At 59.8% G+C, this 26,498-nt stretch carries 16 protein-coding genes; 1 reads left to right on the top strand and 15 read right to left on the bottom strand.

Going from position 1 to position 26,498, the window contains the following annotated elements; genetic code table 11:
• Positions 1–126: 126 nt before the first annotated feature.
• The 10 genes from ACTNBB_RS04085 to ACTNBB_RS04040 form a co-directional block, all read right to left on the bottom strand.
• Entirely contained in the window at positions 127–6,453 is a 6,327-nt protein-coding gene (locus tag ACTNBB_RS04085; protein WP_441071029.1) for a Spy0128 family protein, read from the bottom strand.
• Positions 6,454–7,172: 719 nt separating this feature from the next.
• Positions 7,173–7,514: a 4Fe-4S dicluster domain-containing protein gene (locus ACTNBB_RS04080; protein ID WP_441056424.1), complete on the bottom strand. Its 342-nt coding sequence runs from the start codon at positions 7,512–7,514 to the stop codon at positions 7,173–7,175.
• A gap of 7 nt (positions 7,515–7,521) precedes the next feature.
• Positions 7,522–8,610, bottom strand: a complete 1,089-nt coding sequence (locus tag ACTNBB_RS04075; RefSeq protein WP_441056423.1) for a hydrogenase large subunit — start codon at positions 8,608–8,610, stop codon at positions 7,522–7,524.
• 5 nt (positions 8,611–8,615) lie between these two features.
• Positions 8,616–9,326 (bottom strand): NADH-quinone oxidoreductase subunit C, encoded by a 711-nt coding sequence (locus ACTNBB_RS04070; protein ID WP_441056422.1) that lies wholly within the window; start codon positions 9,324–9,326, stop codon positions 8,616–8,618.
• Positions 9,326–9,919 (bottom strand): NADH-quinone oxidoreductase subunit B family protein, encoded by a 594-nt coding sequence (locus tag ACTNBB_RS04065; protein WP_427795592.1) that lies wholly within the window; start codon positions 9,917–9,919, stop codon positions 9,326–9,328. Before ACTNBB_RS04065 ends, ACTNBB_RS04070 begins: the two co-directional genes overlap by 1 nt.
• Positions 9,920–9,931: 12 nt before the next feature.
• Positions 9,932–12,814: a proton-conducting transporter transmembrane domain-containing protein gene (locus tag ACTNBB_RS04060; RefSeq protein WP_441056421.1), complete on the bottom strand. Its 2,883-nt coding sequence runs from the start codon at positions 12,812–12,814 to the stop codon at positions 9,932–9,934.
• A 286-nt stretch (positions 12,815–13,100) separates the two neighbouring features.
• Positions 13,101–13,496 (bottom strand): helix-turn-helix domain-containing protein, encoded by a 396-nt coding sequence (locus ACTNBB_RS04055; protein WP_229770663.1) that lies wholly within the window; start codon positions 13,494–13,496, stop codon positions 13,101–13,103.
• A gap of 454 nt (positions 13,497–13,950) precedes the next feature.
• Positions 13,951–15,981 (bottom strand): bilirubin reductase, long form, encoded by a 2,031-nt coding sequence (bilR, locus tag ACTNBB_RS04050; protein WP_441056420.1) that lies wholly within the window; start codon positions 15,979–15,981, stop codon positions 13,951–13,953.
• A 1,126-nt stretch (positions 15,982–17,107) separates the two neighbouring features.
• On the bottom strand, positions 17,108–17,467 hold the full coding sequence (locus tag ACTNBB_RS04045; protein WP_441056419.1) for a hypothetical protein: 360 nt from the start codon (positions 17,465–17,467) through the stop codon (positions 17,108–17,110).
• The gene (locus ACTNBB_RS04040) at positions 17,464–17,778 is read right to left on the bottom strand and encodes a hypothetical protein (RefSeq protein ID WP_373267835.1); all 315 of its coding nucleotides are present in this window, start codon (positions 17,776–17,778) and stop codon (positions 17,464–17,466) included. The genes ACTNBB_RS04045 and ACTNBB_RS04040 overlap by 4 nt, the downstream gene beginning before the upstream one ends.
• A 70-nt stretch (positions 17,779–17,848) precedes the next feature.
• Between ACTNBB_RS04040 and ACTNBB_RS04035 the strand changes: the two genes are divergently transcribed.
• Positions 17,849–18,052, top strand: coding sequence for a hypothetical protein (locus ACTNBB_RS04035; protein ID WP_441056418.1), 204 nt, complete (start codon positions 17,849–17,851; stop codon positions 18,050–18,052).
• A gap of 56 nt (positions 18,053–18,108) precedes the next feature.
• On the opposite strand, the gene ACTNBB_RS04030 is transcribed toward ACTNBB_RS04035, so the two are convergent.
• From ACTNBB_RS04030 to ACTNBB_RS04010, 5 genes are read right to left on the bottom strand one after another with little or no spacing between them, the layout of a single operon-like run.
• A complete protein-coding gene (locus ACTNBB_RS04030) occupies positions 18,109–19,041 on the bottom strand; it encodes a DUF4268 domain-containing protein (RefSeq protein WP_441056417.1) in 933 nt (310 codons plus the stop codon).
• Complete coding sequence (locus tag ACTNBB_RS04025) at positions 19,028–19,735, bottom strand: hypothetical protein (RefSeq protein ID WP_441056416.1); 708 nt, start codon at positions 19,733–19,735, stop codon at positions 19,028–19,030. Before ACTNBB_RS04025 ends, ACTNBB_RS04030 begins: the two co-directional genes overlap by 14 nt.
• Positions 19,736–19,750: 15 nt before the next feature.
• Positions 19,751–20,674, bottom strand: coding sequence for an exonuclease domain-containing protein (locus ACTNBB_RS04020; protein ID WP_441056415.1), 924 nt, complete (start codon positions 20,672–20,674; stop codon positions 19,751–19,753).
• A gap of 50 nt (positions 20,675–20,724) precedes the next feature.
• Entirely contained in the window at positions 20,725–21,336 is a 612-nt protein-coding gene (locus ACTNBB_RS04015) for a hypothetical protein (protein WP_441056414.1), read from the bottom strand.
• Positions 21,336–26,423 carry a type ISP restriction/modification enzyme gene (locus ACTNBB_RS04010; protein ID WP_441056413.1) on the bottom strand — a complete coding sequence of 1,696 codons (5,088 nt, stop codon included), beginning with the start codon at positions 26,421–26,423 and terminating at the stop codon, positions 21,336–21,338. Before ACTNBB_RS04010 ends, ACTNBB_RS04015 begins: the two co-directional genes overlap by 1 nt.
• Between the last annotated feature and the right edge of the window lie 75 nt (positions 26,424–26,498).

Genomic DNA, 26,498 nt, shown 5'->3' with positions numbered 1-26,498 from the left:
CAACACCCCCGCCGACGGCTTGCCTCGAGGCCGGGGGGCGGGGGGGGGGGGGGGGGGGTGGTTTTATATTGCGCGCCCCGCCGGGCGCGCGGGGGGGGGGGCCCCCCCCCCCCCCCGCCAGCGTGCCTAGCGTTTACGGATACCCCAGACCAGGGCTCCGACGCCGGCCATGGCGATAACAAATGCCATGAGCAGTGCGGCGGTCTGCTGGTCACCCGTGGTGGGCAGGAAACCCTTGACCATCTTGACGATGTTCGTCACGGTCTTGGGCGTGCCGGGATCGGGCGTCGGCACGGGCGTCTCGGGCTTCTTGTACGTGTTGTTGAACACGATGCCCTCGACGCTCTTTTCGCCCTTGGTAAAGGCGACATTCGCCTTGAGGTTGCCCTCGCCGTCATCGGCCACGTTGACGGTCGCGGTAAAGACGGACTTGTCATAGGTCATACCGGCCTCGTCGCCCTTGACCTCGCTGATGGTGTAGACGTACGTACCGGGCTCGTCGTACTCGAACTTGTCGAAGTTGATCTTGCCATCGGCATCGTTGGTGACCGTAGACTCAATGTCCTCGCCAAAGAGCTTAAAGCTAAACTCGTCCTTCTTGAGCTCGCGTCCCTCGAGCACCTTGATGGCACCGATGGAGACCTGCGTGGGCATGGCATGATACTTGTTGGTAAAGCCAGCCGACTCAGTAGTTCCCTCGAGCTTGTGCGTCGCGGTCAGCGTGCCGTCGCCGTTGTCGGAGACGGTGGTCACGACGGTGTAGGTCGTGCCGTCATAGGTGACGCCCTTGTACAGGCCGAGCGCGTTGGGGCAAGCCTCGCGCAGCATGTACGTGTGCGCGCCAGGTGCCTCGTAGCGGATCGGGCTCAGCGCGACGGTGCCATTGGCGTCGTTGGTGCCGGTCGCGACAACCACGCCGTCCTCGAGCAGCTCAAACGTGAACTCGCCTGCTGCAAGGTCGCGTCCGGTCAGACGCTTGACCGTCTTGACCTGATCGGTCACCACAGAATCGGTAGGCGTCACGCTGTAGGTGTTGGTGAACGTGAAGGCAGCGCCGTCGTCACCCTCGCGCACGACCTTCAGATGTCCGGCACCGTCGTCAGTCACGGTGTAGGAAACCTTACGCGTGGCGTTGGCGTCGTTGGTCACGCCAGGGGCGCTACCGGACTCGGTCACCGTGTAGGTAAAGATGTGCGAGCGCGGGGCGGTGGGGGCTGCGGGCTCGGACTCGCCGCCGGACTCGTCGGCATTGGCATCAGCGTCGACGTCGGCCTCTTCAGCCTCTGCCTCGTCAGCCTCGGCTTCGTCAGCTTCGTCTGCCTCGGCCTTATCGGTCGCATCATCCGTCACGCCCAAGGCGCGGTTGAGGTCCTCGAGCGTAAAGTGGATCTTGCCAAAGTCCACGTTGCCGGCCGCGTCGTTGGTTGCGGCCGTGCGCTCGGGCATCGGGGCGCCCGCCTCATCGGCGGTCACGGTAAAGGTGAACTTACCCGTGATATCGGCCGGGGTCAGGCCCTCGGCAGCCTGGAGCTTCTTGGCGCCGGCAAGTGCGGCATCGACGGCCTCGGCGCCATAGACGTTCTCGAACACGGGCTCGGTGCCACCGTAGTCAGGCTTCGCCGTCAGAGTGCCGTCGCCGTTGTCGACGACGATGACCTTAAAGCTAAAGCTCGACTTCGCGGCAGTAATACCCTTTGCTGCGAGCGGGGACGTGTACTCAAACGCCGTGTAGTTGATAGTCCACGCAAGCTTGGCATCCGCGTCGGTGCGGATGGCGCGTTTGGCGTTTACCAGGTCGGCAAGCATCTCGGTCGTGTAATGCAGCGTGCCAAAGCTCACCTGGCCGTTAACGTTCCACGCCGTAGTGCCGTTGATGGCTTCCGTCTCACCTGCATAGGCAATACCGAAGCAGAACTCGCCGTCGGCCATCGGACGACCGGTCAGGGTCTTGGTTGCGACAACCTGAGCAGCGGTGCCCGGGTTATCGGTCGATGCGTGGTAGCTGTTGGCGAACGGGACCACGGCGCTCTCGACCTTGTTCTCGCCGCTCTTGTGGACCGTCGCATGCGTGCCCTCGGGTCCGCCGGAAACGATCGTCGTGGCGGTGAGCGTGCCGGCACCATCGTCGGCGATAGCGATCGTCACGGTGCGCACGGCCTCGTCGTAGGTGTAACCGGGCTGGCCATCGTTCTTCTCGGCAACGGTGTATGTAAAGGTCTTGCCCGCGTCAGCCTGCGTAAACTTGACCTCATGGCCAGCCAGGATGTCAATCAGGCCGACCGTTGCCTCTGCCGTCGCAGGGGACTTGAAAGTGTTGGCCCCGGGCAGCAGGCCAAGCGCGTTAGCCGAAGCCTCGTCGGCGGGCGTCACGGTAAAGGTGAACTGGCCCTCGGTCATGGGACGTCCGGAGAGGCTCTTGCTGAGCTTGAGGCCGCCGGCCGCGGCGTAATCGAGCTCAGTGCGGTACGTGTTGATAAAACGTCCGCTTTCCTTCTTGGTGACGTTGGCGGTCAGGACGCCCTCGCCGTTCTCGGTCACGGTCACTTCGGCGGTCGCGACATGTCCGTCATACGTCATGCCCGCCGCGTTGCCCGCGTTCTCGCGAATCTCATATTTGTAGGTTCCGGCAGCCGTGTAGCGGATCTTACCGAACTTGATGGCGGCGATGCCATCCTTCGCGTCCTTCTTGTTCACGGTTACGGTTGCGGGATCGGGCAGCGGGGCGCCCTCGGGAGCGGTGATGGTAAAGCTGAACTCGTCTGCATCCGTCCAGTCGCGGCCGTCGACGGCCTTGCTCAGGTCAAAGTCGAGCTCTGCGTCGATCGGGGTCACACTGTAGGTGTTCTTGAACTCGGCGGGCTCGGTGCCCTTCAGGACATGCTCGGCCTTGAGAGTGCCGTCGCCGTTATCGGTGATGGTGGTCTCGATGGTGAACTTGGCATCGCTGTAGGTGATACCGCCGGCGTTGCCCTTGACCTCGCGCAGTGTGTAGGTGTGCTTGCCGGGCTTGTCGTACTTCACGGCGTTCATCGTGATCTTGCCTTCGGCATTGTTGGTGCCGGTGGCGACGACCTTGGCGTCCTCGCCCTCGCCCTCGACGAGCTCGAATCTGAACTCGCCAGCCTTGAGGCCGCGGCCGTCCAGAACCTTGGTCGCGGTGATCTGGTCGGTGACGCGCGTCTCGACGGGCGTCACGCTATAGGTATTGGTGAACGTAAATGCCGCATCGCCATCCGGCTTGCGGGACACCCTCAGAGTACCCTCGCCGTCATCAGTCACGGTGAAGGAAACCGTACGCGAAGTCTCGGCGTCGTTGGTCACGCCAGCGACCTCACCGGACTCGGTCACGGTGTAGGTAAAGGTGCGCTCGCGCTTCTCGGGCTTCTCGCCCAGAGCCTTGTTAAGGTCGTCGAGCGTAAAGGTGATCTTGCCAAAGTCGACCTTGCCCTTGGCATCATTGGTCACGCTCGCGTTCGCGGGCATGGGTGCGCCCTCTTCACCGGTCACGGTAAAGGTGAACTTGCCGGCAATGTCAGCCGGGGTCAAGCCATCAGGAACCTGCAGATTCTTCTTGCCCACAAGCGATGCCTCGACAGGCGCGGCAGTGTAGGTGTTCACAAACTCGTTGCCGGCATCGCCGTAGACAGCCGCCGCCGTCAGGGTACCATCGCCGTTGTCGACAACGGTTACACATGCGTCAATTGCCGACACGGTGGCGCTCACGCCCGCAGGCAGCTTTCCGGTCTGCTCGGCAGCAATGTAGCGAATGGTCCACGTGGGCTTGTCGGAGCTAGCATCAACCGACGCCTTGCCCTCCTCGACCAGCTTGGCAAGCGACTCGGTCGTGTACGTCAGCGGCCCGAACTCAACCTTGCCACCCTTGTTGGTTGCATCCAGCAGAACCTCGTCGTGCCCCGCATAGCTCAGCGCAAACTTAAATTCGTCATCGGCCATCGGGCGCCCCGTGAGCGTCTTGGTTGCCTCAAGAGTCAGCGGGGTTTCCGTCTTGGCGCTATAGGTGTTCTTGAACTCGGTCTTGCCCGAGATCTTTTCAACGTCAGCCTTAAGCCCACCCGTAGCCTTAACCGCCACGGTCACCTTGAACGTGGCAACGTTCTCGCTGTAGGTGATGCCACCGGCGCCGCCCTTGACCTCGCGGACCTCATAGGTGTACTCGCCCGGCTTGTTGCAGGTGATCTCGCCGAAGTCGATAGCTGCCTTGCCATTGTCGTCCAGGTCGTCATTGGTCACGGTCGCGGTCGCGTGTGCGGGCATCGGGGCGTCATTCTCGGACGTTGCGGAGAGTTCAAACTTAAACTCGTCCGCATCCGTCCAATCGCGGCCCTCGAGCACCTTGGTCAGGCCAAAGCTGGCCTTGGTATCCACCGTTGTCGGCGTCACGTTAAAGCTGATCTTGCCGTTGTTGCCCAGGTAGGAATTGACATGCGTCGCGGTCGCCTTGGCGGACACGTTGTTCCACTTGGGGTTAAGAACGTCGGTCGCGGTACCAGTGTTGTTGCCGCCCACACTCTCCTTGGTGGTGTGGAGCTCGTCGATAAAGGCTAGGCGCGCGGTTCCCACGCTAAACGAAAGGCTGCCGTCCTCGTCAGCAACAATAGCGCCGTCAAACTTCGCAGCGTCGCCGCCGATAAACTCGATGACGGCAGAGGCGGGCTTGGCCTCATCGTTTTCGCCCTGCTCCTCAAACTCATCCTTGTAGTAATAGGTGCCGGTATCTGCCAGCGAATTCTTTGCAGGCTGCGTGCAGTCCTTGTCCGTGTAAATTGGGGTCTGTTTCTGGAAGTAGTAGTAGCGGTTGGTGTCGGCCGGCTCAAAGGTCGCAACCGTATTACCCAACGCGCCGGTCTCCCACTTGTTCGCGTAGAAGTTCACGGTCTTGGTGCCATCGTCGGCAACGGTCGTATTCTTTTCGATGTAAGCCTTGAGCCCCGTGACCTCCTCAGGCGTAAATAGGTTGTCGAGCGCAACACTCTTCACGCTCGAAGCATACTTCACCTGGATGGGCTTAACGTTGTCGACCGAAAGCTTGCCGTCTACGGTCTTAAAGTGACTCAGCGGAATCAACGACGCAGGAATATTGACCGTTACGATATCGCCCTTCTGGGGATTGTCATCGCCGGCACGCTGCACGGTAATGAGCAGGTCTTTTGCCTTGCCGGTGAACTCGTAGGTGTCGGTATTGGTTTCTTTATTGACCGTCTTGCTCGCCTTGGTAAACGGCGTGCCGTTAATGACGACTTCGGTAAATCCATCAACCTGCATAAAGTCGCCCAGCTCGTCGGTAAACGTGATGTAGCCGGACTTGGTCTCGTCGTAGCCCTTATGGATTTCGGTCGGATAAGGCGCCTCCGATGTGATGGCCTGCGAAATGTCGTCGAAGACCTTCTTGAGCTCTTCGGCATTGGTCGCCGACTTGTAGTAGTCGGAGTTTTCCGCACGCGTTCCGTGAGTATTCCATTTCGTGGCATTGGGGTAGTTGCTCGAAACGGCCTGCATGAACTTGTTCTCTTGGCTTGTCTTCGAATCTTGGACGCTGGCTTTGGGGTCCGCGCCATCAAAGATGCCGATAGTATAAACGGTAGCCTTGCTGTCCTTCATGCTCTTGGCGGCCGTTACGGCAGCGTTGGCGACATCCGGATTGAACTCGCTGAAGCTTGTCGGCGTGCCGTCGGTAAAGAACACAACAATCTTCTTGGCGTCCACGCGACCAGAAGTGATGCCCTCTGCCAGCTGCAGGCCATTGTCGGCGCGCGTTGCACCAGCGGGTGTAATCTGGGCAATCCTATCCTTAAGAGCTTTCACGTTGCCGCCGGAGCAATCGGTCAGGCCTTTCATTACCTGCGTGTAATTGTAGGTGTGTTCTCCGTCACGATACGTCCCGTTGCCGATATTGTCGGACTTCTTGCCCGCGAACTTAACGATTGCAACCTTATGCTGCCTATCCACGCCCTCGATACCCTCGTTTTGTTTGGCAATGGTGTCGATGAAGCTGCTGGCAGCGCTCTCCAGTGCATCGATACGCTTGGTGGAATCTCCACCGCCCATCTCACCATCCATCGAGCCAGAGGCATCCAGCACCATCACGATGTCGAGCGGCGTAGTAACCGTCACGGTTGAATTGGACGTCGAGGACATGGCCGAAAGCGTAGTCAGAAAATCCGACTCCTCGTTTTTCTCGGTTGCCTTGACCGTCTTGTCGGTCCAGATTCGGCCGACGTGTTGGGTCGATACTTTATTGCCGCTATGGCCAGCCGCCCAGATTTCCCAGCGGCCGCTGGTATCGGGGTCGACGACCTTTCCGGTCATTGTCGGTCCATCCATTCCGGTGCTGGACCTGGCGTTGGCCTCGGGCGGCATGGCAAATGCCGCAGCCGGCAATACCAGCACTACGGCCAGCATCACCGCCAAGAGACCCCTCGTGTACTTACCCATCGCGTCTCCCTTCTCGCAGACTCAGGCCTTGCATCAGCCTCAAGTTACGGAATGAGACACAATTTGAGCAGGTGACACACGTTCCAGATTCGGTTTTGAGCGTGAGACAAATGTCTCACCATAGTTGAGACACGAGCGTTTTCGCAGGAAAACGGGTGCGACTCAAGATGGACGGGGCAAAAGAACCCGTTTTCCTCCGTCCCCGGGGGATCAATTGGTGGTGCTCGCCACGAAACTGGCCTATCTACTATGTTTAACCCGATGCCCCTGACCACAACCGCGTTTCATGAAAAACCGCAGGCGTTCTACCTGCGGTTTCGTTTTCGCGCTTTTTGGCATGGTTGAGGGTAGCGGCTTAAACGTAGTAGATGGGCCCATTTCGTGGCAGACGGGTCGCGCGGCAGCCCTCGCAAGGCCAAAATGATCCGTTTTCCTTCGTCCGCGGGAGATCAAGCGCTGTTACTGATATGGTGGCATTTCAAAACTATGCCAGATTACGGAGCTAAAGTCGGGGCCCTCATCCATACCCTCTATTTTTGAAAAAAGCGAGCTGTCTACCTGCGGTTTTATCTTCGTGGTTTTCGATATGGTTGGGGATTCGCAATTCAGCCCCGTAATCCGGCATAGTTTTTGTTCGCAGAGGCTTAGCCGCGCGTTCACGCGCGGGGCCGGCGGGGCATTTTTGCCCCACCGGCCCCTATTCCAGCTCTATTCCAGTGCTACTCCGGCTTGGTTTCTACCGTGGGAGTCTTGTCCGCCGCAACCGGGGTGCGGGTGGTGTCCATACTCAGACAGTGCTTAGGGCAGCTTTCGATGCACTCGCCGCACACCACACAAGCATACGGATCGATCGACCAGGTACCACCCTTGCGATCGACTGTGAGCGCGCTCGCCGGGCAGCGACGCGCGCACATGCCGCAGCAGATGCACACGTCCATATCGTTGACGATATGCCCGCGCAGGCGCTCGGGCGCCGCCAGCTCCTCCTGCGGATAGCACACCGTGACCGGCTGCTTGACCATAGAGCCCAAGGCCGTCTTGGCAAATGTCATCAAACTCATGCCGCGCCTACCTTTCCGTGCAACTAATGCAGGGGTCGATGGTCAGGATAATCATGGGCACGTTGGCAATGAGCACGCCCTGCAGTGCATGCGTCAGGCCCGCCAGGTTTTGCGACGTCGGCGTGCGCACGCGGAAACGGTCCAAATTCTTGGTGCCGTTACCGCGCACATAGTAGTACGCCTCGCCGCGCGGTTGCTCAATCACAACCTCGCCGCGTGCGCCATCGGCCGGCGTAAGCTTGGTGCGCCCGCCGATGCCGTCATGCGGAATCTTGCCCACAAGCTCCTTAATGATGTCCATGGCCTGCGTGACCTCGGCGCAACGCACCTGGCAGCGGGCATAGCAGTCGCCATCGGTAGCAACGACGGGCTCAAACGCAGCCAGGTCCGCATAGGCACCGTCGCCAAACATGCGCACGTCGTAATCCACGCCCGAGGCGCGCCCAAACGGACCGACCATCGAAAGCTCCAGCGCGTCTTTCTTGCTGATCACGCCCACGCCATGCAGGCGCTCGCCGCAGCTGTTGTCGTCCATAAACGTATGCACCAGGGCCTCGTAGTCGGGGCGCATGGCATCGAGCGTCTGGACAATGCCCGCCAGCTCGGAGTCCTCAATGTCATGCTTAAGGCCGCCGATCTCGTTAATCGACAGAATCACGCGACCGCCACACGTGCTCTCAAAGATCTTGAGAATCTGCTCGCGCAGGGTCCACGAACGATAGAACAGCGCCTCGAAGCCAAAGGCATCGGCGAGCAGGCCCAGCCACAGCAGGTGCGAGTGAATGCGCGAAAGCTCGTGCAAAATGGTACGGATATACTGCACGCGGCCAGGCACCTCGATATCGAGCATGCGCTCGCAGGCGCTGGCATAGCCGCAGCTGTGACCCACGGCGCAAATGCCGCAGATGCGCTCGGCGATGTAGCCAAACTGGTGCATGTCACGCTTTTCGGTGAGCTTCTCGAGTCCGCGGTGCACAAAGCCGATCTGAGGAATAGCCTCGATAACGCGGTCGTCCTCGAGCACCAGGTCCAGGTGAAGCGGCTCGGGCAGCACCGGGTGCTGCGGGCCAAACGGAATAACGGAGCGATGTGCCATGGACCTTACGCCTCCTTTTTTTGCTTATCGCGGGCGGCTTTGGCGGCAAGCGCCGCGCGAACCTTGGCCGCTTTCTCGGGATCCATGGCGGCGAGCTTTGCCTCCATCTCGGCAGCCTTGAGCGCGGCCTTGGCGGCAGCCTCGTCATGCTGAGCATCGGAGCCGGCAGCCGCAGCGGGCTGAGCGACGGCAGCGCCCGCAGCATCGCCAGCGCCCTCCCCCGCAGCGGCCGCGGCAGCGGCGGCCTTCTCGGCCGCGGCCTTGCGCGCCTTGGCCTCGGCAGCGGCACGGACCTTCATGGCCTTCTCGCGCGCAGCCTTAACCTCGGGCGTGATGACGCTCATGGGATCGGCAGTCGAGACCTGGTAGAAAAAGCCCTTAAAGTCAATCTGCATGTCGGTAATGGCAAGCCCAACCAGGTCGTGTGCCTCATTTTCAAACGGGAACACCGCAGGGTAGTACGAGCTGATGGATGGAATCTCCTGGTACTGGTCGATGCCCTCAACCACCAGGTTCTCAATCGCATAGCTGCCGTCCTGCGCGATCTGCTCCTGGGCAGCACGAACGTTGATGAACGTATAGACCAAGCGATACGTGCCGTCGTCCACATTGCGCTCGGCGTGCATCTGCACAAAGCGGGCACCGGAACCCTTGAGCGCCTGGACATGCGACAGCAGCGCATCGAGCTCGACGGTGGTATAGATTGCCTTTTGCATTACTCGGCCCCCCTTGCAGCGGCGGACGCGGCGGGCGTCCCAGCAGGTGCGTCGCCAGCGGCGGGCGCGTCGCCGGCCTCAGCCGCGGCCACAAATCCGTCCTCGCCCAGCTCAACGCCGCCATCCCAGGTAGCAGCACCGCCCACGGTAAGCGGGTCGCCGCCGGCGCGCATCACAGCCTCCTTCTGGTCCAGGATGCCGCACGCCTCCACGATGGCGTCGATCACCGTCTCGGGGCGAATGGCGCATCCGGGCGCGTACACGTCCACGGGAATTGCGCGGTCCACGCCACCGATCACGTTGTACGCATCGCGGAACACGCCGCCCGAGCACGCGCAGATGCCGCACGCCACCACGCACTTGGGCTCGAGCATCTGGTTGTAGATCTGGCGCACGACGGGCAAGTTCTGGGCGTTGACCGACCCCGTCACCAAAAAGATGTCCGCATGTTTGGGGTTGCCGGTGTTGACCACGCCAAAGCGCTCCGCATCGAACAGCGGCGTGAGCGAGGCCAGCACCTCGATATCGCATCCGTTGCAGCTCGAACCGTCGTAATGAATAACCCACGGCGAACGCGACATTTTATGATCCATGGATGCCGCCTCCTAAATAAACACGTCGACGAGGATGGGCATAAGGTTGAGCAGGCCAAACACCAGCGCCACACCCCAGCCGAGCTTAAAGCAGCTGCGCCAGGTGCTACGGGCGAAGGTGTTATCGATCAGTACCTCGGCAAAATACGTCATGACCATAACGACCAGGGCGACGACCCAGCTCACCGGGTTGTCCCAAACAAAGAACATGCCCACCCACATCAAAAACAGCACGGTCTCGCACCAGTGCATAAGGGTCATCTTGGCCAGCGTGCCGCCGCTCATCTCGGTGGCGACGCCCTGGACGATCTCCTGATGCGCGTGATGCGAGTACGAAAGGTCAAACGGCGACTTGCGCAGTTTGATGGTAAGCACCGCGAGCAGTGCGAGGAAGATGGGCGCGCTGTACACGATGATGGGGGCCGACTGCCCCGTCACGGCGATGGAATCGAAGCTGTCGGTGGCAAGGTACAGGCCCACACTCATCAGCAAAACGGCGGGCTCGTAACTCATGACCTGCAGCAGCTCGCGGTCGGCTCCGACCTGGGCAAACGGGCTTTGCGTCGAGGCGGACGCCAGCACCACAAAGATCGCAGCGAGGGTAACCATAAAGGCGCATAACAGTGTGTTGGAACCCGACACAAAGATGCCGCCGCCCACCACGGTAAAGATGAGCGCGCACGCCATGTAGGTATCGTCCACGGTGTTTACGCTGGCAGGGGCTTTGCGCAGGAGCTTGGCTACATCGTAGAACGGTTGCAGCAGACGCGGTCCCACGCGGCCCTGCATGCGAGCGGACAGCTTGCGGTCGATGCCGTCGATCAGGCCACCAACCAAAGGCGCCAGCAGGGCAAACGCCACGGTGCCTATAAAGATGCCCACGACGCCCGAGCCTTCGAAATACTTGCCGCGCAGCACCGAGGGCTCGCCCATGGCAAGCGTATCGGGACCAATCCATACGCAGCATAGCAGCGCGAACAGAATGATGCTGCAGCACACGATGCTGCCCGCGGGGCCAATGCGATTCTCGCCAAGGGCATCCTCCAGGTACCAATTGCGCTTTTCGGCCTTCACCTCGTGTCCCATCGAGCCGCGGAAATGACGGTAATTGTCGGTTCCCACGCCCGAAAGATATACGTTTACGTGCGGTTTGTTGCTCACGCGGAATGAAGTCAGCAGCACCACGGCGATAAAAGCCACGATAACCACCATTAGATACATGGCATCCTTGCCAATAACATACGGCACGCGGCCAAACACCATGGCCAAGTAAGGCGACACCAGACCGCTCGAGATAATCGGGAACGCTACACAGCACAGAATCAGCAGCGCGGCGATAGTGTTGAGCGCTATCCATTCGGTCTTATGGACATTGCCCTCCACGTTTTCGGCCGTAGAATCCACGCCCGAGAGCTTGGCGAGCCACTTGCCCCAGAAGAAGAACGTCGCGGCCGAGCCAAAGGCCAGCACCATGATCATGAGCACATTGCCGGTCTGCGCAAACGCCACCAGGGCGCCCCACTTAGACACGAGCATGCCAAACGGCGCCACGAACATGCCCATGATGCCCAGCATCATCAGGCGCGTCAGGTGCGGCATGCGACTGAACATGCCGTCCATGTCCTCGATATTGCGGCTGCCGATATGATGCTCGGCCGTGCCCACGCACAGGAACAGCAGCGACTTTGCCACCGTATGGAACAAGATCAAGAAGATGGCGGCCCACACGGCCTCGGGCGCGCCGACACCCAGGCAGGCACTGATGAGGCCCAGGTTGGAAATGGTGGAGTACGCGAGCACACGCTTGGCATTGCTCTGCGAGATGGCCATGAGGGCGGCGAGCAAAAACGTGATGGCGCCCACGCTCGTGACCATAAAGCCGGTCACAGGATAGGTGGCGTACAGCGGGCTCAGCTTGACCATCAAAAACACGCCGGCCTTGACCATGGTGGACGAGTGCAGCAGGGCGCTCGTGGGCGTGGGGGCGACCATGGCGCCGAGCAGCCAGGTGTGGAACGGCATCTGTGCGGCCTTGGTAAGCGCGGCGATCGACAGCAAGACGACCGGCAGCACCAGCAGCGCGGATTGCGCGGTTCCGGCGCCGGAAAGCTCGATCATGCCCGAGATGGTCAGCGGTACGCCGTTGACGTGCAGGAACATAAGGCCCGCCAAAAACGCGATGCCGCCCAGCATGTTGAGGATAATCTGGGTAAAGGCGTTTTTGATGGCCTCGGGCGTGCGCGTATAGCCAATCATAAGAAACGAGCACACGGTGGTGATTTCCCAGCCGCAGAACAGCCACTCCAGGTTGTCGCTCGTCACGATGACGAACATGGCCGAAAGGAACAGGAACATAAGCGCCAGGAACTGCGGGCGTCGGTCGGGCGCGGTCTGCCCACGCAGCGCGGCCTCGTGCTCATCGTGCGCCTGGAAGTCCTTCATGTAGCCCAGGGCATACACGCAGATCAGGCTGCCGACAATGCCAACGGCGAGCACCATGATCACGCTCATATAGTCCAGGTAGAGCGGCGTGGCGGTGACGACCTCGGCCGTGGGCAGCGTCATGGCAGCGAAGGCAACCGAACCCACCAGCTGCACCACGCCGAGCACACCGGTAAGCGCGTTCCTATATTTGAACGCGTTGTACAGGATGACGGCGCACAGAATTACGTCGATGACGGAGCTGATGATCGAGAGCACATGCGAGGTGCCGGGGGCAACCTCAAAGCCCTGCGGACCCGTGCCAAAAAATAAGACGGCAACTACAACGGTCACCGCCATAATAATGCCGGAGCCTACAAGCCCTACCGCATCGCGGGCTCGGTCACTGCGCGCGAGCAGCATGCCCATCGCCGGTACCAGCGGAAACAGGGTAAGGAAATACAGTAGCGTCATACCATCACTCCCCCATGCAAAAACGCTGCAATTATTTAACGTTATAGCTCAAATTGGGGGTTCAGGCGGCAGGTTTTCGGTCAGCTGGGGAGTTTTAGGCGTATGGGGTAAGGGCATGTCCGCTTTGGAGCAGAGAGGCGACGCTCCCCCTATCGTAGCGGCGGGCGCACGGGCCACTGCGCGCGGTTTATTGACCACTTTGAAGGATGTCCCGATAGACTCGCGGCGGTCCAAAAAGTTGGCGCGGCAAGAAAAATGCGCCCCTGCGGACGCACCATCCCGTTCGCTATTCCGCCTTTTTAACGCGCGGTTTACGACCCCGCGGCTTATCGACCAAGGCGGCCTCGCCACCGTCGCGATACTGTCGGCACCAAGCTTTAACCGAAGACTCGCTGGGGATCTTGTGCTTGACCATGACCTCACGCACCGTCAGACCATGTTCCAAGCGGTCCTTAACCACGGCAAGCTTAACGTCAAACGAATATGTGTGGTGATGAGAGCCCGCATTGAGAACGGCGTCGGCGCCGCCCACGGCATACGCACGGGCCCACTGACGGGCTGTGGCCTGGGGGATGCCAAGCTCTGCGGCGAGCGCGCGATGGCCGACCCCTTCTTGGAGGATCTCGACAGCGCGCTGCCTAATCTCGGGCGCATGCGTGCGAGTCCTTGTTGTTTCTGACATACCTGCCACTTCTACTTCTTAGCCTTAAACGTTAAATTGCTTTCTTACGTGCAAGTTAGATAGTAGCATTTTACTGTTTGCTCAAAGCAGTTAATTAAAATAGACGCGGCGCTATCTGGGAATTTGACACCAATTTACGACATTTCTTTATTGATTATTTACGCTGGTAACTAGCTCGCAGCTAATCGTCATTCGCTTGCCAGCAAAATTGGCATCTCTTTATGTCCTTTGGAATAGAGGATATGGTTATTAACCCCTCCTCCAATAATTTTGAGCAGTCTGCAAGGCAGTAGACGCCTCACTCCCCATGATTAGCGCGCATTGTCGTCCACCGGGGCAAAACAAAAAGGGCGGGACCTGCTGCGCTTGCAGGCCCCGCCCCGATTGACACCCGATGGGACGCGGCCGGGCGAGACAGATCCGTGCTACCGCCCCACCTGGCCGCGATGTTCAACTACAGCTCGTTGGCCGCGTGATATGCCGTGCGAATGGCGTTCGCAATGTCGGCGGTGCGCTCGCCCGAGCAGTCGCCCACACAGGTCACGGGCACCGTAACGCCATCCAAGTCAAACGCGTTGGCCTTGGAACCGACAGCCATCACCACGTAATCGCAGGCGATCTTCACCGGCTCCTCGGCGCCGTCATCGGCAGTGCGCACGGCCTCCACGCCCTCGTCGGTAATGGCGGTCAGACGGGTCTTAACATGCTGCTCCACGTTGTGCTCTGCAAAGTCGCTCATAATCAGCGGCAGAATGGTCTCGGACTCGCCTGCGGCAATCTTGTCGAGCATCTCCACGATCGCCACTTCGCAGCCGTGCTGCAGCAGGTACTCGGCAGTCTCGGTGCCCACCAGGCCACCGCCAATGACGGCGACGCGGCCCGTAAGCTCCACCTTGCCGGCCAGCACGTCCCAGCTCGAGACGACCTTCTTAGAATCGGCACCCGGAACGGGGATGACCACGTCGTGCGCGCCCACAGCCACAATCGCGGCGTCGGCGGCGTTGAGGTCCTCAGTGGTAGCGACGTGGTTGAGCTCAACCTTCACGCCCAGGCCGGGCAGAATCTTCTCGTAATACTCGACCGAGCGCATGATTTCGTCCTTGCGCGGAGGCGCGGCCGCCAGCACAATCTGGCCGCCCAGATGATCGCTCGCCTCGTAGACGGTCACGTCGTAGCCGCGCTTGGCCGCCACGCGTGCGGCCTCCAGACCGGCAATACCGCCGCCCACAACGGCGATCTTCTTGTCGCCCTCGCCCGGCTTAATGGCGATGGTAGCCTCGTCGCCGTTCTCGGCATTGAGCACACACGAGATGTACTTGCGGTTTTGAATCGCATCGACGCAGCCCTTGTTGCAGTTGAGGCACTCGCGGATGGGTTCGTCCGTGGCGGCCTTCAGCGCAATGTCGGGGTCGCACATGAGCGAGCGGCCATAGGCGATGATATCGGCCGCGCCGTCTTCCAGGATCTTCTCGCCGGCCTCGACCGAGACAACACGGCCCACAGTTGCCACCGGCACGGAGACCAGGGCCTTGACGCGCTCGGCCACGGGCAGCGTCCAGTTGTAGGGCATGGCGCCCATGGACGGAATGGTGTCGCCCATATTGCCGGTGTGGTTGGCTTGTGCAACCTGGATCATATCGATGCCCGCGCCCTCGAGCAGCTTGGCGAACTCGCAGGCCTCATCGGGCTGCAGGCCGCCCTTGCCACGCGGCGTGCCGTCGGGGTTCTCCATGATCACGGGGAGCTTATACTCCACCATCAGCTGCGGCGCGGCTTCCTTGATGGCAGCGACGACCTCCAGCGCGTAGCGAACGCGGTTCTCAAACGAGCCACCGTACTCGTCGGTTCGCTTGTTGAGGATCGCGGAGCACAGCGAACCCACCAGGCGGTCGCCGTGGACCTCGATGGCATCGATGCCGGCCTGCTGCGCGCGAGCGGCCGAGGCGGCGATGGCCTCCTTGATCTGGGTGAGCTGCTCTACGCTCGCCTCGTTCACAAAGTGCTGCATATCGTGGTGCAGCTTGGCATATGCCTGCTTGCGGATCTCGTTGGACTCGGCCATCTTGGCGGCAAAGGCCTCCTCGTCGCCGGCGGCCTTGGCCTCCTGCGCAGCTTTGGCCGCAGCCATGGAGCCCATGACCATGCGACCGACACCGGGCACGTCGTACTCGGGGTGGAACAGCTGCAGCGCGACCTTGGCACCGTGCTTGTGGACGGCGTCGGCCAGTGCCTTAAACGTGGGGATCTGGGCGTCGGTTGCCAGCTTGGGCGTGGGGCTTGCGGTCATGACGGGAGCGACGTCGCCGATGACGATGTAGCCCACGCCGCCACAGGCCAGGCGCTCGTAAAAAGCCAGGCTGCGCTCGCCGATGGAACCGTCGCGCTCCTCATAGCCGGTGGTCAGCGGCGGGAACATAATGCGGTTCTTGAGCTCAAGGGGGCCAACCGTAATGGGCTGGAGCAGCTTGGACGCAGGTGCGGTCATGGACATTCCTCTCTTGTAGGCGCGGCGGCGATGATGCCGCGTAGTTGTTTAGAGGATATGGCATGGGGGTACAGCGGCACAACGAAAATCGGCGAATATCAGGTGGAGGCAGGCGGATGGGGCGGGGCGGCCCGTCGGTTTGTCTCAATCTGTAACAGCTACCCAGCAAAACCGGGTCTTACTGTTACAGATCGAGATATTCCTCTCGACCCATCCTCAATAATCTAAATCTGTAACAGCTAGACCCACTTTTGACCCCTACCTGTTACAGATCAAGACAAACGGCAGCGTTCCGTCGGAAAATCTCGATTTGTAACACCTACAGGCCAAAAACGACCCCAGATGTTACAGATCGAGACGAACAAACTCGGTCCGACCAAACATCTCAATCTGTAACATCTAGACCGACTTTTGACCCCTACCTGTTACAGATCAAGACAAACCAATCTAGCCTGCCGAAAGATCTAAATCTGTAACAGTTACTCGGCAAAAACCGTCCCTCGTGTTACAGATTTAGACAAACGGGACCCAACCCACCGGCATATCTCGATCTGTAACACCTAGCCGCCCAAATCGGGTCTAGATGTTACAGATTGAGATTTTGTTTGAGAGGCCGAGAATTGGACCGAGAACACGGTCCCGGAATAACAAAAAAGCTCGCCGGCTAGGCCGACGAGCTGCAAGTTGGACGATGGGGTCGTACGCCCCGTCCTGCCTATAGAACCTCGGCACCGTCTTGGCGATTTCCTCGGTCATCAGCTGCTGCATGTCTTCCTCCGTTCCGGGCAACCTGCCCTCAACATCTCGCCCCTGTGGGCAAAGCCGAATGGCGACGCCGCGCGTCGTCGTCGGCTTTGCTCCCTGCAAAGCCGCACCGGAGCGAAGACGGGTCAAGGGAGGTCCATGACGACCTCCACCAACCGGAGCGGAGCGGAGGTTTGTGTGGGGTCTCATGGGCCCCCTTGACGCGGCGTAGCGGAGGTGCCACCCGGCCGTGAAGCCGTGGCCATACGGCGGCGTATGCCGCCTATCGGCAACAAAAAGGCCCGCCTTCGGCGGACCTAAAAGGAAATGACCGTCTTCAAGGTAAAACGAGGATCCCAACACGCGAACCGGGTGCAGGCTATCAAACCGGGTTCTTGATCTCCGCCGAATCGAAGGCCCAGACCCACCAGCGGCTCAATTCAAGGCGATCATGGCCGATCGCCCTCTCAAGGTACAGGATTGTCTCCCATCGACCGAACCTGACCGCATACTGCTGATTACTGCTTCCGTTCAACACGGGGCCAGGAGGAGAGACTTTCAGGATCTCGTCGATTGGAAACCGCCTGCCGTCGGGCCAATCGACCGCGAACGGACGAACCTCGCCCGAGCTCGTCACCATCACCATGACATCGACATACTGCTTATGGGCGCGGCGGTCATGGTCGGGACCCACCGAGCGAACGGTGCATTCACCTGTAAAAACCGCTTGCGCCGAGCTCATATATGAACCGCCGCCATGCCGGAACCCTTGGCCACGAACCATCTGCCGCCCTCCCACCAGATGGTTTTGCGCTGTTTCGCGATGCAGACGCCGACCTCGACACAAAGGTTGCCGAAGATCGCGCGACCATATTCCCGCCTGTCATAAATAGACTCGACTGTCCACGACCGGCCGTCGGGCCAGTGGATCACCCGGGGATCCGCCGGCCCATGGTTGAAATTGACGGACCCCTTGGTATCAACGTCGATATAGATACGACGCTCCTCTACCGGTATCCCACACGTCCCGGCCAGCGAATGCTTCTTGAACAATACGACCCCCATAGTACGAACATATGTTCGATACTATAGACCAATATTTCTACCGTTGAGGAGCATTTTCATGACCGAGCTCGAACAAAATCGGATCTTCGATATCAGCTACGAGATGAGGGGGCTCGCGGCAACGCTCGTCGCCGCCTCACGCGGCGATATCCAAGACCCAGAGAGAGTCATCGAATTCGCCGCAGGCCAAGTTGACCGCCTTGCCGGAAATCTTGTCGATTGCATCACGGATAACGACGCCACAGCGACCGCACAAGGATAGACCTGGCCCCGATATTCAATAGAAAACGCCCCGGCAATTTACTGCTGGGGCGTTTTTTAGAGCTCAATCTCCGCGATTATTTTTTTCATCTCGAGGGCCCATCCGAGCTGTTCCTCGATGTACCCCGGCCATGCGTCCTGGTGGCCCTTGATGGGGTGGCCCGCCTTGTAGAAGCGCAGCCCCGAGGCCTTTTTCGCATCGAAGGTCACCGCCGTCAGCCCGAGGTGATCCTCGAAGACCCCGCTGTTGGCGATGGCGCGGTGCCCGATCTCCTTGTCGTCGTCCACGTACAGCTCGATGCCCGTGCGGCCCTTGTGCGTATCGATGAGCAGGGCGAGATGGTATGCCGAGACCCCCAGGCGGAGCGTCGACCAATGGTCCTTGCTGGGCTTCTGCGGGCTGAACTCCTTGAGGAGCTCCGGATGGCCGCCCGCCACCTCGCGGTAGGCCGTCCAGTACGCCAGCTTGACCTTTTCGGTTTCGCTGAGCCCTTCGGAGAGCTTCACGGCCTTGGTCCACTCGTTCGGCTGCTCGACCACGCCGAAGCGCGGGGCGGGCAGGGAGTCCCCGATCTTCCAGAGCTCGACCTCAACCAGGAAGAACCCGAAGTCACTGTCGGTGTGCTGGTTGAGCCACTCGATGGCCTGGCGGTGCTCGTCGCGGGCGCGCGCCACGACCCAGATGACGACCTCTGCGCCCTTGCCGGCGGCGTACGTGATCACCTTGCCGAGGTGGTCGTGGTTGGTGTCCTCGAGCTGGTTCTCGATGATCACCTTGCGGCCCGTACCGGACTCCTGTGCGTAGATGTCCACGTTGAACGATCCGACCGAGGACTCAGTCTCTATGAGCTCGAGCTCGATTCCGACCGCCATCCCGAGGGTTGCGAGGTTCTGCTCCTCGGCCAGCCACTTGGTGAAGTCGTGGGCCTCATGCGGCCACACCTCGCGCAGGGGAACCTTCTGGATGGTGTCCAGGTTATAGGTCTTCATCCGCCGCCCTCTCGACCGATAATCCAGTGCCGTTGTAGAGCCTCTCGCCGTCAAACGAACGCAGCAGGAGCCCACGACGTTCGTCGACGTCCTTCAGCTCGCACGGATACACGAATAGCAAAATGTTTTGCCGGTACTTGTAGTCAGCGTAGACATCCGGATCGCCTAATCGCGTAGGTATGGACACGATATCGTCCGCCATACGCTCACTTGACCCCACGTATATTCCGAGATAGTCGCTGAAGTTCTTATCGTGGTCATGCCTGCGGTATGTCGCGATGAGATAGCAGCCGGGCATATCGTAGCCGTTGAACGCAGTCTCGGAGGCTTTGCCCTGCTGGCAGATGAACTCGTGCAGGGGCATCACCGTCGACGCGCCTTCAAATATTGATTGCCTGGCGGCATCGATCTTCTTGCGAGCCTCCGCGGCGGCCCTTGAGTCCTGGAACGCCTTCGTGGCATCACCCAACGCGCCGGCTGCCGCGCCGACGCCTTCCGCCGCCGCACCAAATCCCTTGCCGATGCCGTCGGCAACAGCACGCGCGCCGCTGGTCGCCCCGTCGGCAGCGCTTTTCACGGCTCCATCGACATCGAAACCGAGCTGCTTTGCCCCATCGACAACCCCGGCGGCGGCGGCCAAAACCCCCGCCGCAAGATTCACCGTGTCTTTTACGGTTTTCAAATTGACGGCCATATCGAGCCTTCCCTTCTATTCCACCTTGCCAAATCGGTTCATGACCTCAAGTAGCTCGCCCGTCGTGACGATTTTTGCCTGCGAGTTGCCGTTGAAAACTGCGTCGAGCTTGCTTCGACCCACGTTATCGCCTATTACGAGGTACTTCGTGCTCTGCGCGGGTTTGCCATCGGTCGCCTTCATCCCGCATTCCTTAAGTGCGGTAAGGATCTCATCGCGTTTGTAGCCCGGGGTAACGCCGGATACCTTCACCTTGAGTCCGACCGGATCAGCAATTTCGCCCGGATTGCCTCTATGGCCCGCCTCCTCGGCTTTCGCCAGAACCTCTTCGATGGTTTCTTGCGACCCGTTCACCAGTCCCAAGCCCGTGAAAACACGCTTGCAACCATGATGGGAGGAGGCATTCAGAGCCCAAACGGCGGGCTCGAGCGCGCCGAACTCGCCGACCAGTCCATTGAAAATCCCAAGGCATGCCTCGGCGTCGCTCATGGCATCGTGGTGGCTATCAAGATGCACGCCGTAATGCTCGCAGAGGTCGACAAGCGCTCCGGGCAGACCCTTCTGCTTCGCCACCAGCATCGTATCGATCACTTCGATCTCGGGCATTTCGATGTCGTAGGCAGCCAGACTCTTCTTGATGTGGTGAATGTCGGCGCCGTTAGCGTTATGCGCGACCAGGATATAGTCTCGCAGCAAATCCGCCAGACCGGCATCCTCCCAGAAGCGGACAAAGGTCGGCATGTCGTCCAGTGAGTCCCAATCGATTTCCAGATGAGACCTGCTCCACCAACCAATCTCGCTCTCAGGATTGATCAACCGGCAAACCGGGTCGCCCACGCAGTTTCCCTCAAGATCCGTGAGGATGTAGGCGACCTGGCATATCCTCTGCTGGGGATTCGCCGTCTCGCTGTCCCAGAAGATATATCCCTTTTTCGCCATACGGCTTCCTTTCCCTTAAAACGAACTGTTCGACCCGCGATGAAGCATTATCAGGAGCTGTTCGTTAACTCTGCGGCGATAATGTCGCTGTCCGTGAAGACGAAACTGATGAGCTCATCTTCCAAAGGCGCGCGCTCTTGCTCCTCCTCGGCCTCCTCGAATGTCATCGGCATCTCGCGGTCTCCCGAAAACTCATGGCAGATAGCATAGAGACGCGAGGGCCTATCGGCCCATTTATCAGCTGGTCGGCCAAAGGCGTCATACGGCCGCAGTCCGCCCCCGGCATCGCGCCAGACGATTGCCGGACCGACCGGAAAAACGGAGTCCAAGGCGGACCTGGCGGTCCATTCCGTCGAACCGCAGGGCTCGTCCCTATCGGTACAGGTGTAGACAACACCGTGGTACGCAAGCGAATACTCGTTCTCATGATCGTATCGCCGCAGCCAGTCGGATGCCCAGGGGTATTGCTTCTCATCGATCCCCGACCAATCAGAGACAATTGCCTCCCACGGAAACCTCTCCCCGTCGGGCAGCACGCACTCGGTCTCGGTGGAGGCATCGAGGTCGGACATAACGCACGCTATGCCGTCAAGCGCCGCATCGTCGACAATTGGCTCACCGTTTTGCTTGCGGTAAGTGAATCCGGGGTCCCCCTCAGCCATTACTTCACCTTCCATGCTGCAGGCCAGTCGGCAGGTTGGGCCTTCTCGTTCAAGGCGGGCAGCTCGTTAACGATAGCGATCGTCTCCATCGACACAGTCACGACGCGCTCGACAAGATCGACGATATAGCGCGGATCGTCGCTGTAGTCGTTGGGATCGTTGATGATGCCCGAGGCCTTGTCCTTGCGGACCTGATAGCGATCCATGAGCCAGCCGATGGCCGAGCGTCCATTGACGACGTACTCGTATGCCTCAAGTGGGATGCCGCGCAGCGTCATGTTCTCGGCAACCTTGAGGACGGTCATGTCCTGACCCTTGGGGTGTTCCTCATCCTTCTTGTGCGGGCCGAATTTCATTTTGACCGTTCGACCCGGGTTCACCGAATCGCCGTCCTCGACGATCGATGCCCATGGGTCAATCGTCTCGTAATCGAGATGAAGATGGGCGAGCTTTCGTCCCGCCTCCGAGAATCGAGCGAAATCTTCGGCAAGGGGGATGCGCGGCAGCTCCTTCTTGAGATTCGACTCGAAACGCTTGCGGTACTCGGGAGAGTGCAAGATGCCGTAAACGTAATAGAAGATATCCGTCTTGTTGAGCTCGATGCCGCCGTCCTTCTTGTAGCGCTTCGGGAATACGTGCGGGTAGGCTTTGCGAAAGACCTTAAGAGCCTCATCCGTGATGGCATCATGGCGTGAATAGGTCTTCTCGGTATGGCTCGCACCGCTGCCAAATAGAGATGTCTGTCCACCGGGGGCTATATAGTCGTTTTCGTCAAAGAGGGTCGTGCCCACCCGCTCCTCTTCGTACCAGTAGAGAGGAAAACACTGGGCATGGTGATTCAGCTCAAGATCTGGCAATATGTCAGAAATAAACGGTCCACGTTCACCAAACAGAATCACAAGATTGTCGAAGCAATGAGAGTGATTTTGCTGGTAGGTCATTGCGCCGCCTTTTCCAGGCATATCCCCCCTGGCAGTCTTTCGATCCACAGAGATAGATATGGGTTTGCTGGTAGGTCCTTGCGACCGCTCGCCTTCGGCGAGCGGGAAAAGGCGGGTTTGCTGGTAGGTCATTGCGGTCAGCTGCTTGCAATAGTAAACCCACTGCTTGCAGAACGGACGATACATACCGGCAACGACATGTCTGTCGTCATAAACTGCCCGCCGTCCGCGCCTCACATCTTCAAGTTGATTCCGATTCCAGCTGATAACCGTCGGTTCATAGGTTACGAAATCCTCAGGCTTTACCCCATTGCCTTCTCTGGCATACCTGTCAACCTCATAGTCAAGCCTATCTATCAAGCCTTTCATATTTGAACGAACAACCGAACCAGAATAATTCCAAGCCCATGAGTCACGACCAGTCGCAATTCCCAAGGAAAAGGTCTTGAAGAGGCCGCATGGCTCCTTCATTTTGTTGATAGCCATAGGGGCGAACAAGTCGAAGGATTTATCCCTCTTGTCGAACCAGTCACCGTGTTCGTCCGGGATAATCTCGCGCCAAGCAACGTTACCGTCAACGGCGGCGAGTTTGATTGTCTCCAGCTTCTCCTCGCGAGATTTATAATCTTCGACACCAAAGTAATGAATAGTCGCCGAATGCGTTTCAGCCTTCTTTTTCACCAACATGGTCACGGCGACAGGCGTCCTAGACCCTTGGCCGAAAACCTTGCCGCCCTCTTTTCGCGACTCCTCGCCCATGGTCCGCTGGTTACCGCGAAGATCGAAGATGAAAATATCATCGAACTCCTTAAGGAAGCAACGACGGATACCAGCCATCGCCTGCCCCCTCAACCAGCCGGCATTGGAAACAAAGCAGACTATCCCCTGTTCTCCAATACGATCAGATGCCCATCTGAACGCACGGATGTACGAGTCGTACATCTGACGTTTGTTGCTCGCATTGGAGGCTTGGACATAAGTCTGCTCAAGTCGAGAATCAAGAGTCGGATAAGACTCGTTCGCATTGTCATCGTCGGCATTTTTCTGCCCAGAAGAATAGGGTGGATTACCCACGATCACCCGGATCGGGAGTGCATTCTGGATACGCACGCGATCCGTGTTGTCGTAGAACACCTCGTCGTCGAGCGTGTTCGACTCCTCGGTCATCTGGAACGTATCGGTGAGCACCGCGCCCTCGAACGGCTGATAGTCGCCGCCCATGCGGGCATGGTAGGCATACTCGATATTCACCGTCATGATGTAGTACGCGAGCAGCAAGATCTCGTTGGAGTGGATCTCGCGGATGTACTTGCGCTTGAGTTTCTCGTCGGGGATGAGGTCGCTCTCGATGAGGTGCGCCATGAACGAGCCCGTGCCCGCGAAGGGGTCCAGGATATGCACACGATCGTCGGCGAGCGACTGGCCGAACTCGCGCTTGAGAACGCGGTCGGTCTCGCGGAGGATGAAGTCGATGATCTCGGTCGGGGTGTAGACGACGCCCATCTTGTCCGAGGTCGCCTTGAACGCGACCTTGAAGAACTTCTCGTAGAGGTCGCGGATGAGCTGCTGACGCGCCGCATCCGACTGGATGGCGGCAGCGCGGCGGCGCACGCTCGCATACACGTCATCGAGGACCTCGGAATCCGATGCCTCCTCAATCTTATGCTCTTCGAGTACGCCCAGGAAACGTTCGATGGCGACGGACACGGGGTTCGACTTCGCAAACTCGAAGTCCCCGAATAGGGCGTCGAACACCGGGACGGTGATGATGTGCTGGGCGATCATCTCGACCGCGTCCTGCTCGGTGATGCTGGGGTTTAGCGAGTCCTGAAGGCCGTGCAGGAACGTCTTGAAGCTGCCGGACACTTCGTCGTTCTCGCGAACAAGTTTGCCGATGCGTTCGATGTGGCGCTGGGCGATCTTCGCCACGTCCTCGGCCCACTCATCCCAGTAGATGCGCGTGCCGCACTTCTTGACCAGCGTGGTCTTGACGGCCTTCTCCCAGCGCTCGACCGGGAAGAAGGTGAGCCTCATCTGCACGCCCTGCGTGATCTCCGCCGCCTTCTGGCTCTCCTCCTGCTGCTTGAGCTTGAGGTCGCCGGCGTCCCACCCCTTCTGGTTGGCCGATCCGGCAACCTTGTTCTTCTCGGCCTCCTGCTGGAGGGCGAGCGCGTTGACCTTGGCCTCGATTCGCTCGTCGTGCGAGCGGAGGGCCTGGAGAATGCTCCAGACGTTCGCGAACACCTTGCTGTCGTCGAGCGCCTCCTCCGGCGTCATGCCGGCGGGAACGAAAATGGGCAGGATGATGTAGCCAAAGTCCTTGCCCTCGGCGCGCCTCATGACGCGGCCGACGGCCTGGACGACGTCCACGGTCGAGTTCTTGGCATTGAAGAAGATGACGGCGTCGAGGTTGGGCACGTCGATGCCCTCGGCGAGGCAGCGTGCATTGGTGAGAATGCGGCACTCGTCCTCGGCGACGTCCCCTCCGAGCCAGGTGATGTTTCTCGTGCGCTGGTCGGACGGCATGTTGCCGTCGACATGGCGCAGCTCGCACTTGAGCGGGAGCTCCTCGTGCTCGTCTTCGGCAAACTTCTCGACGATTTGCGAGAAGGCCTCCGTGATGGTCTTCGATGCATTGATGGTCGAACAGAAGCCGACGGCGCGGTGTAGCGGCTTGCAATCGGTCACCATGGTCTCGACGTCATCGACGACGAGCATGCCACCGAGACCGGTCGCGTCGTCGGGCGCGCCCTCGCCGTGATCGACGAGGCCCTTCCAGCAGCCGATAATCTTGCCGATGTCCGAGGGCTCCAGGCTCATTGCGTTAACGCCCTGGTCGCTCTCCAGGGAGGGCAGGCGGTCCCCGATGGCATCCTCCTGGACGGTGAGGACAACGACCTTGTAGTCGGTAAGCAGCTTCTGCTCCACGGCCTCGCCGAACTTGATCTGGTAGGCGGTGGGGCCGTAGATGGACTCGTCGTCCATGGAGGCGATGGTGTAGTCCTCCTCGGCGCCCTTGCGCTTGGCGGTCTCGCCGTAGATGCGCGGGGTCGCCGTCATGTACAGGCGCTTCTTGGCGGCAACGTTCTCGTTGAAGTGGATCTTCATGAAGGCCGAAGCCTCCGTCTTGGAGACGCCGGGGAGTGCGTTGCCGGTCGTGCGGTGGGCCTCGTCGCACACGACGATATCGAACTCGGGCATGCCGAGCGCCTGCGCGTCGTGGATGACGCCGATAGATTGGTAGGTCGAGAAGATGACGACCAGGCCGTCGGGGTTTGAGCACCTGCAACGCCTGAACGAGCGGTACAGGCTCTCAGGATTCGTCGTTGCGGGATACTCGAATGAATCGAGCGTCATCGGGATGACGTCGTCCTTGCGTGACGCCTTCGAGTCCGAGCAGACGACGAGCGAGGACATGGGCACGCGGCTCTGGCCCATCCACTCACGCATGGACTGCCCAACGAGGGAGATCGACGGCGCGCAGAAGAGGATTGTGCCGGCGGCGGGGCCGACCCAATCCTCGACGAGGCGGAGGGACATGAGGGTCTTCCCCGTGCCGCACGCCATGATCGCCTTGCAGCGGTCAAACTCAGCCCACTTCTCCTCGATTGCCGCGACCGCGCGCTCCTGATGAGGGCGGAGGTCGTAGGTTACACGCTCGCCGGCGGGAACACCTTCGATAAACGGGGTCCAGTCGAGATTGGAGGCCGCCATCTTGGCGGTATCAATGTACATGGATCCGCTGGCGTCGATTTGCTTCTGGAGGTTCTTTCCCGGACCCTTCGCCGTCGTCATGACCATCAGGGAGTCGACGCCGTCGATAAATGCCGCATGGGCGAAGAACGAGTCGCAGATGCCCTTGGGAAGGTCCTTCTCGCCGTCATAGCACTTGCATTGGATTGCCCACCATTCCCCCGCCTCGGCGGTCTGGGCCATGAGGTCGATTCCGTTGTCTTGGGTGTCGTGGACGGGGCAATCGTCCCATTCGAGTGCCTGGGCTATCGTCCCGACACGGGAGAAGAACAGCGCGTAGAAAGGGTCGTTCTTGAGATAGTAGACGCAGGCCGCCTCGTACTTGTCACCCTTCTCCTTGGTCGTTGCCGACCCGTTGACGATAGGGTCAAGGGCATCGTAGACGGTCTTCATATAGCGACTCCTTTGTTGTTATTCAGACGTCACTATTTTAGCTAAGGACCGCCAGAACTCTTTCTAATTGGAGTT

This window comes from Collinsella sp. HCP28S3_B9 (assembly GCF_052066095.1).
GTDB lineage: Bacteria > Actinomycetota > Coriobacteriia > Coriobacteriales > Coriobacteriaceae > Collinsella.
Note: the sequence above shows the minus strand (reverse complement) of the source record. Positions and strands in the feature narration are given on the sequence as shown.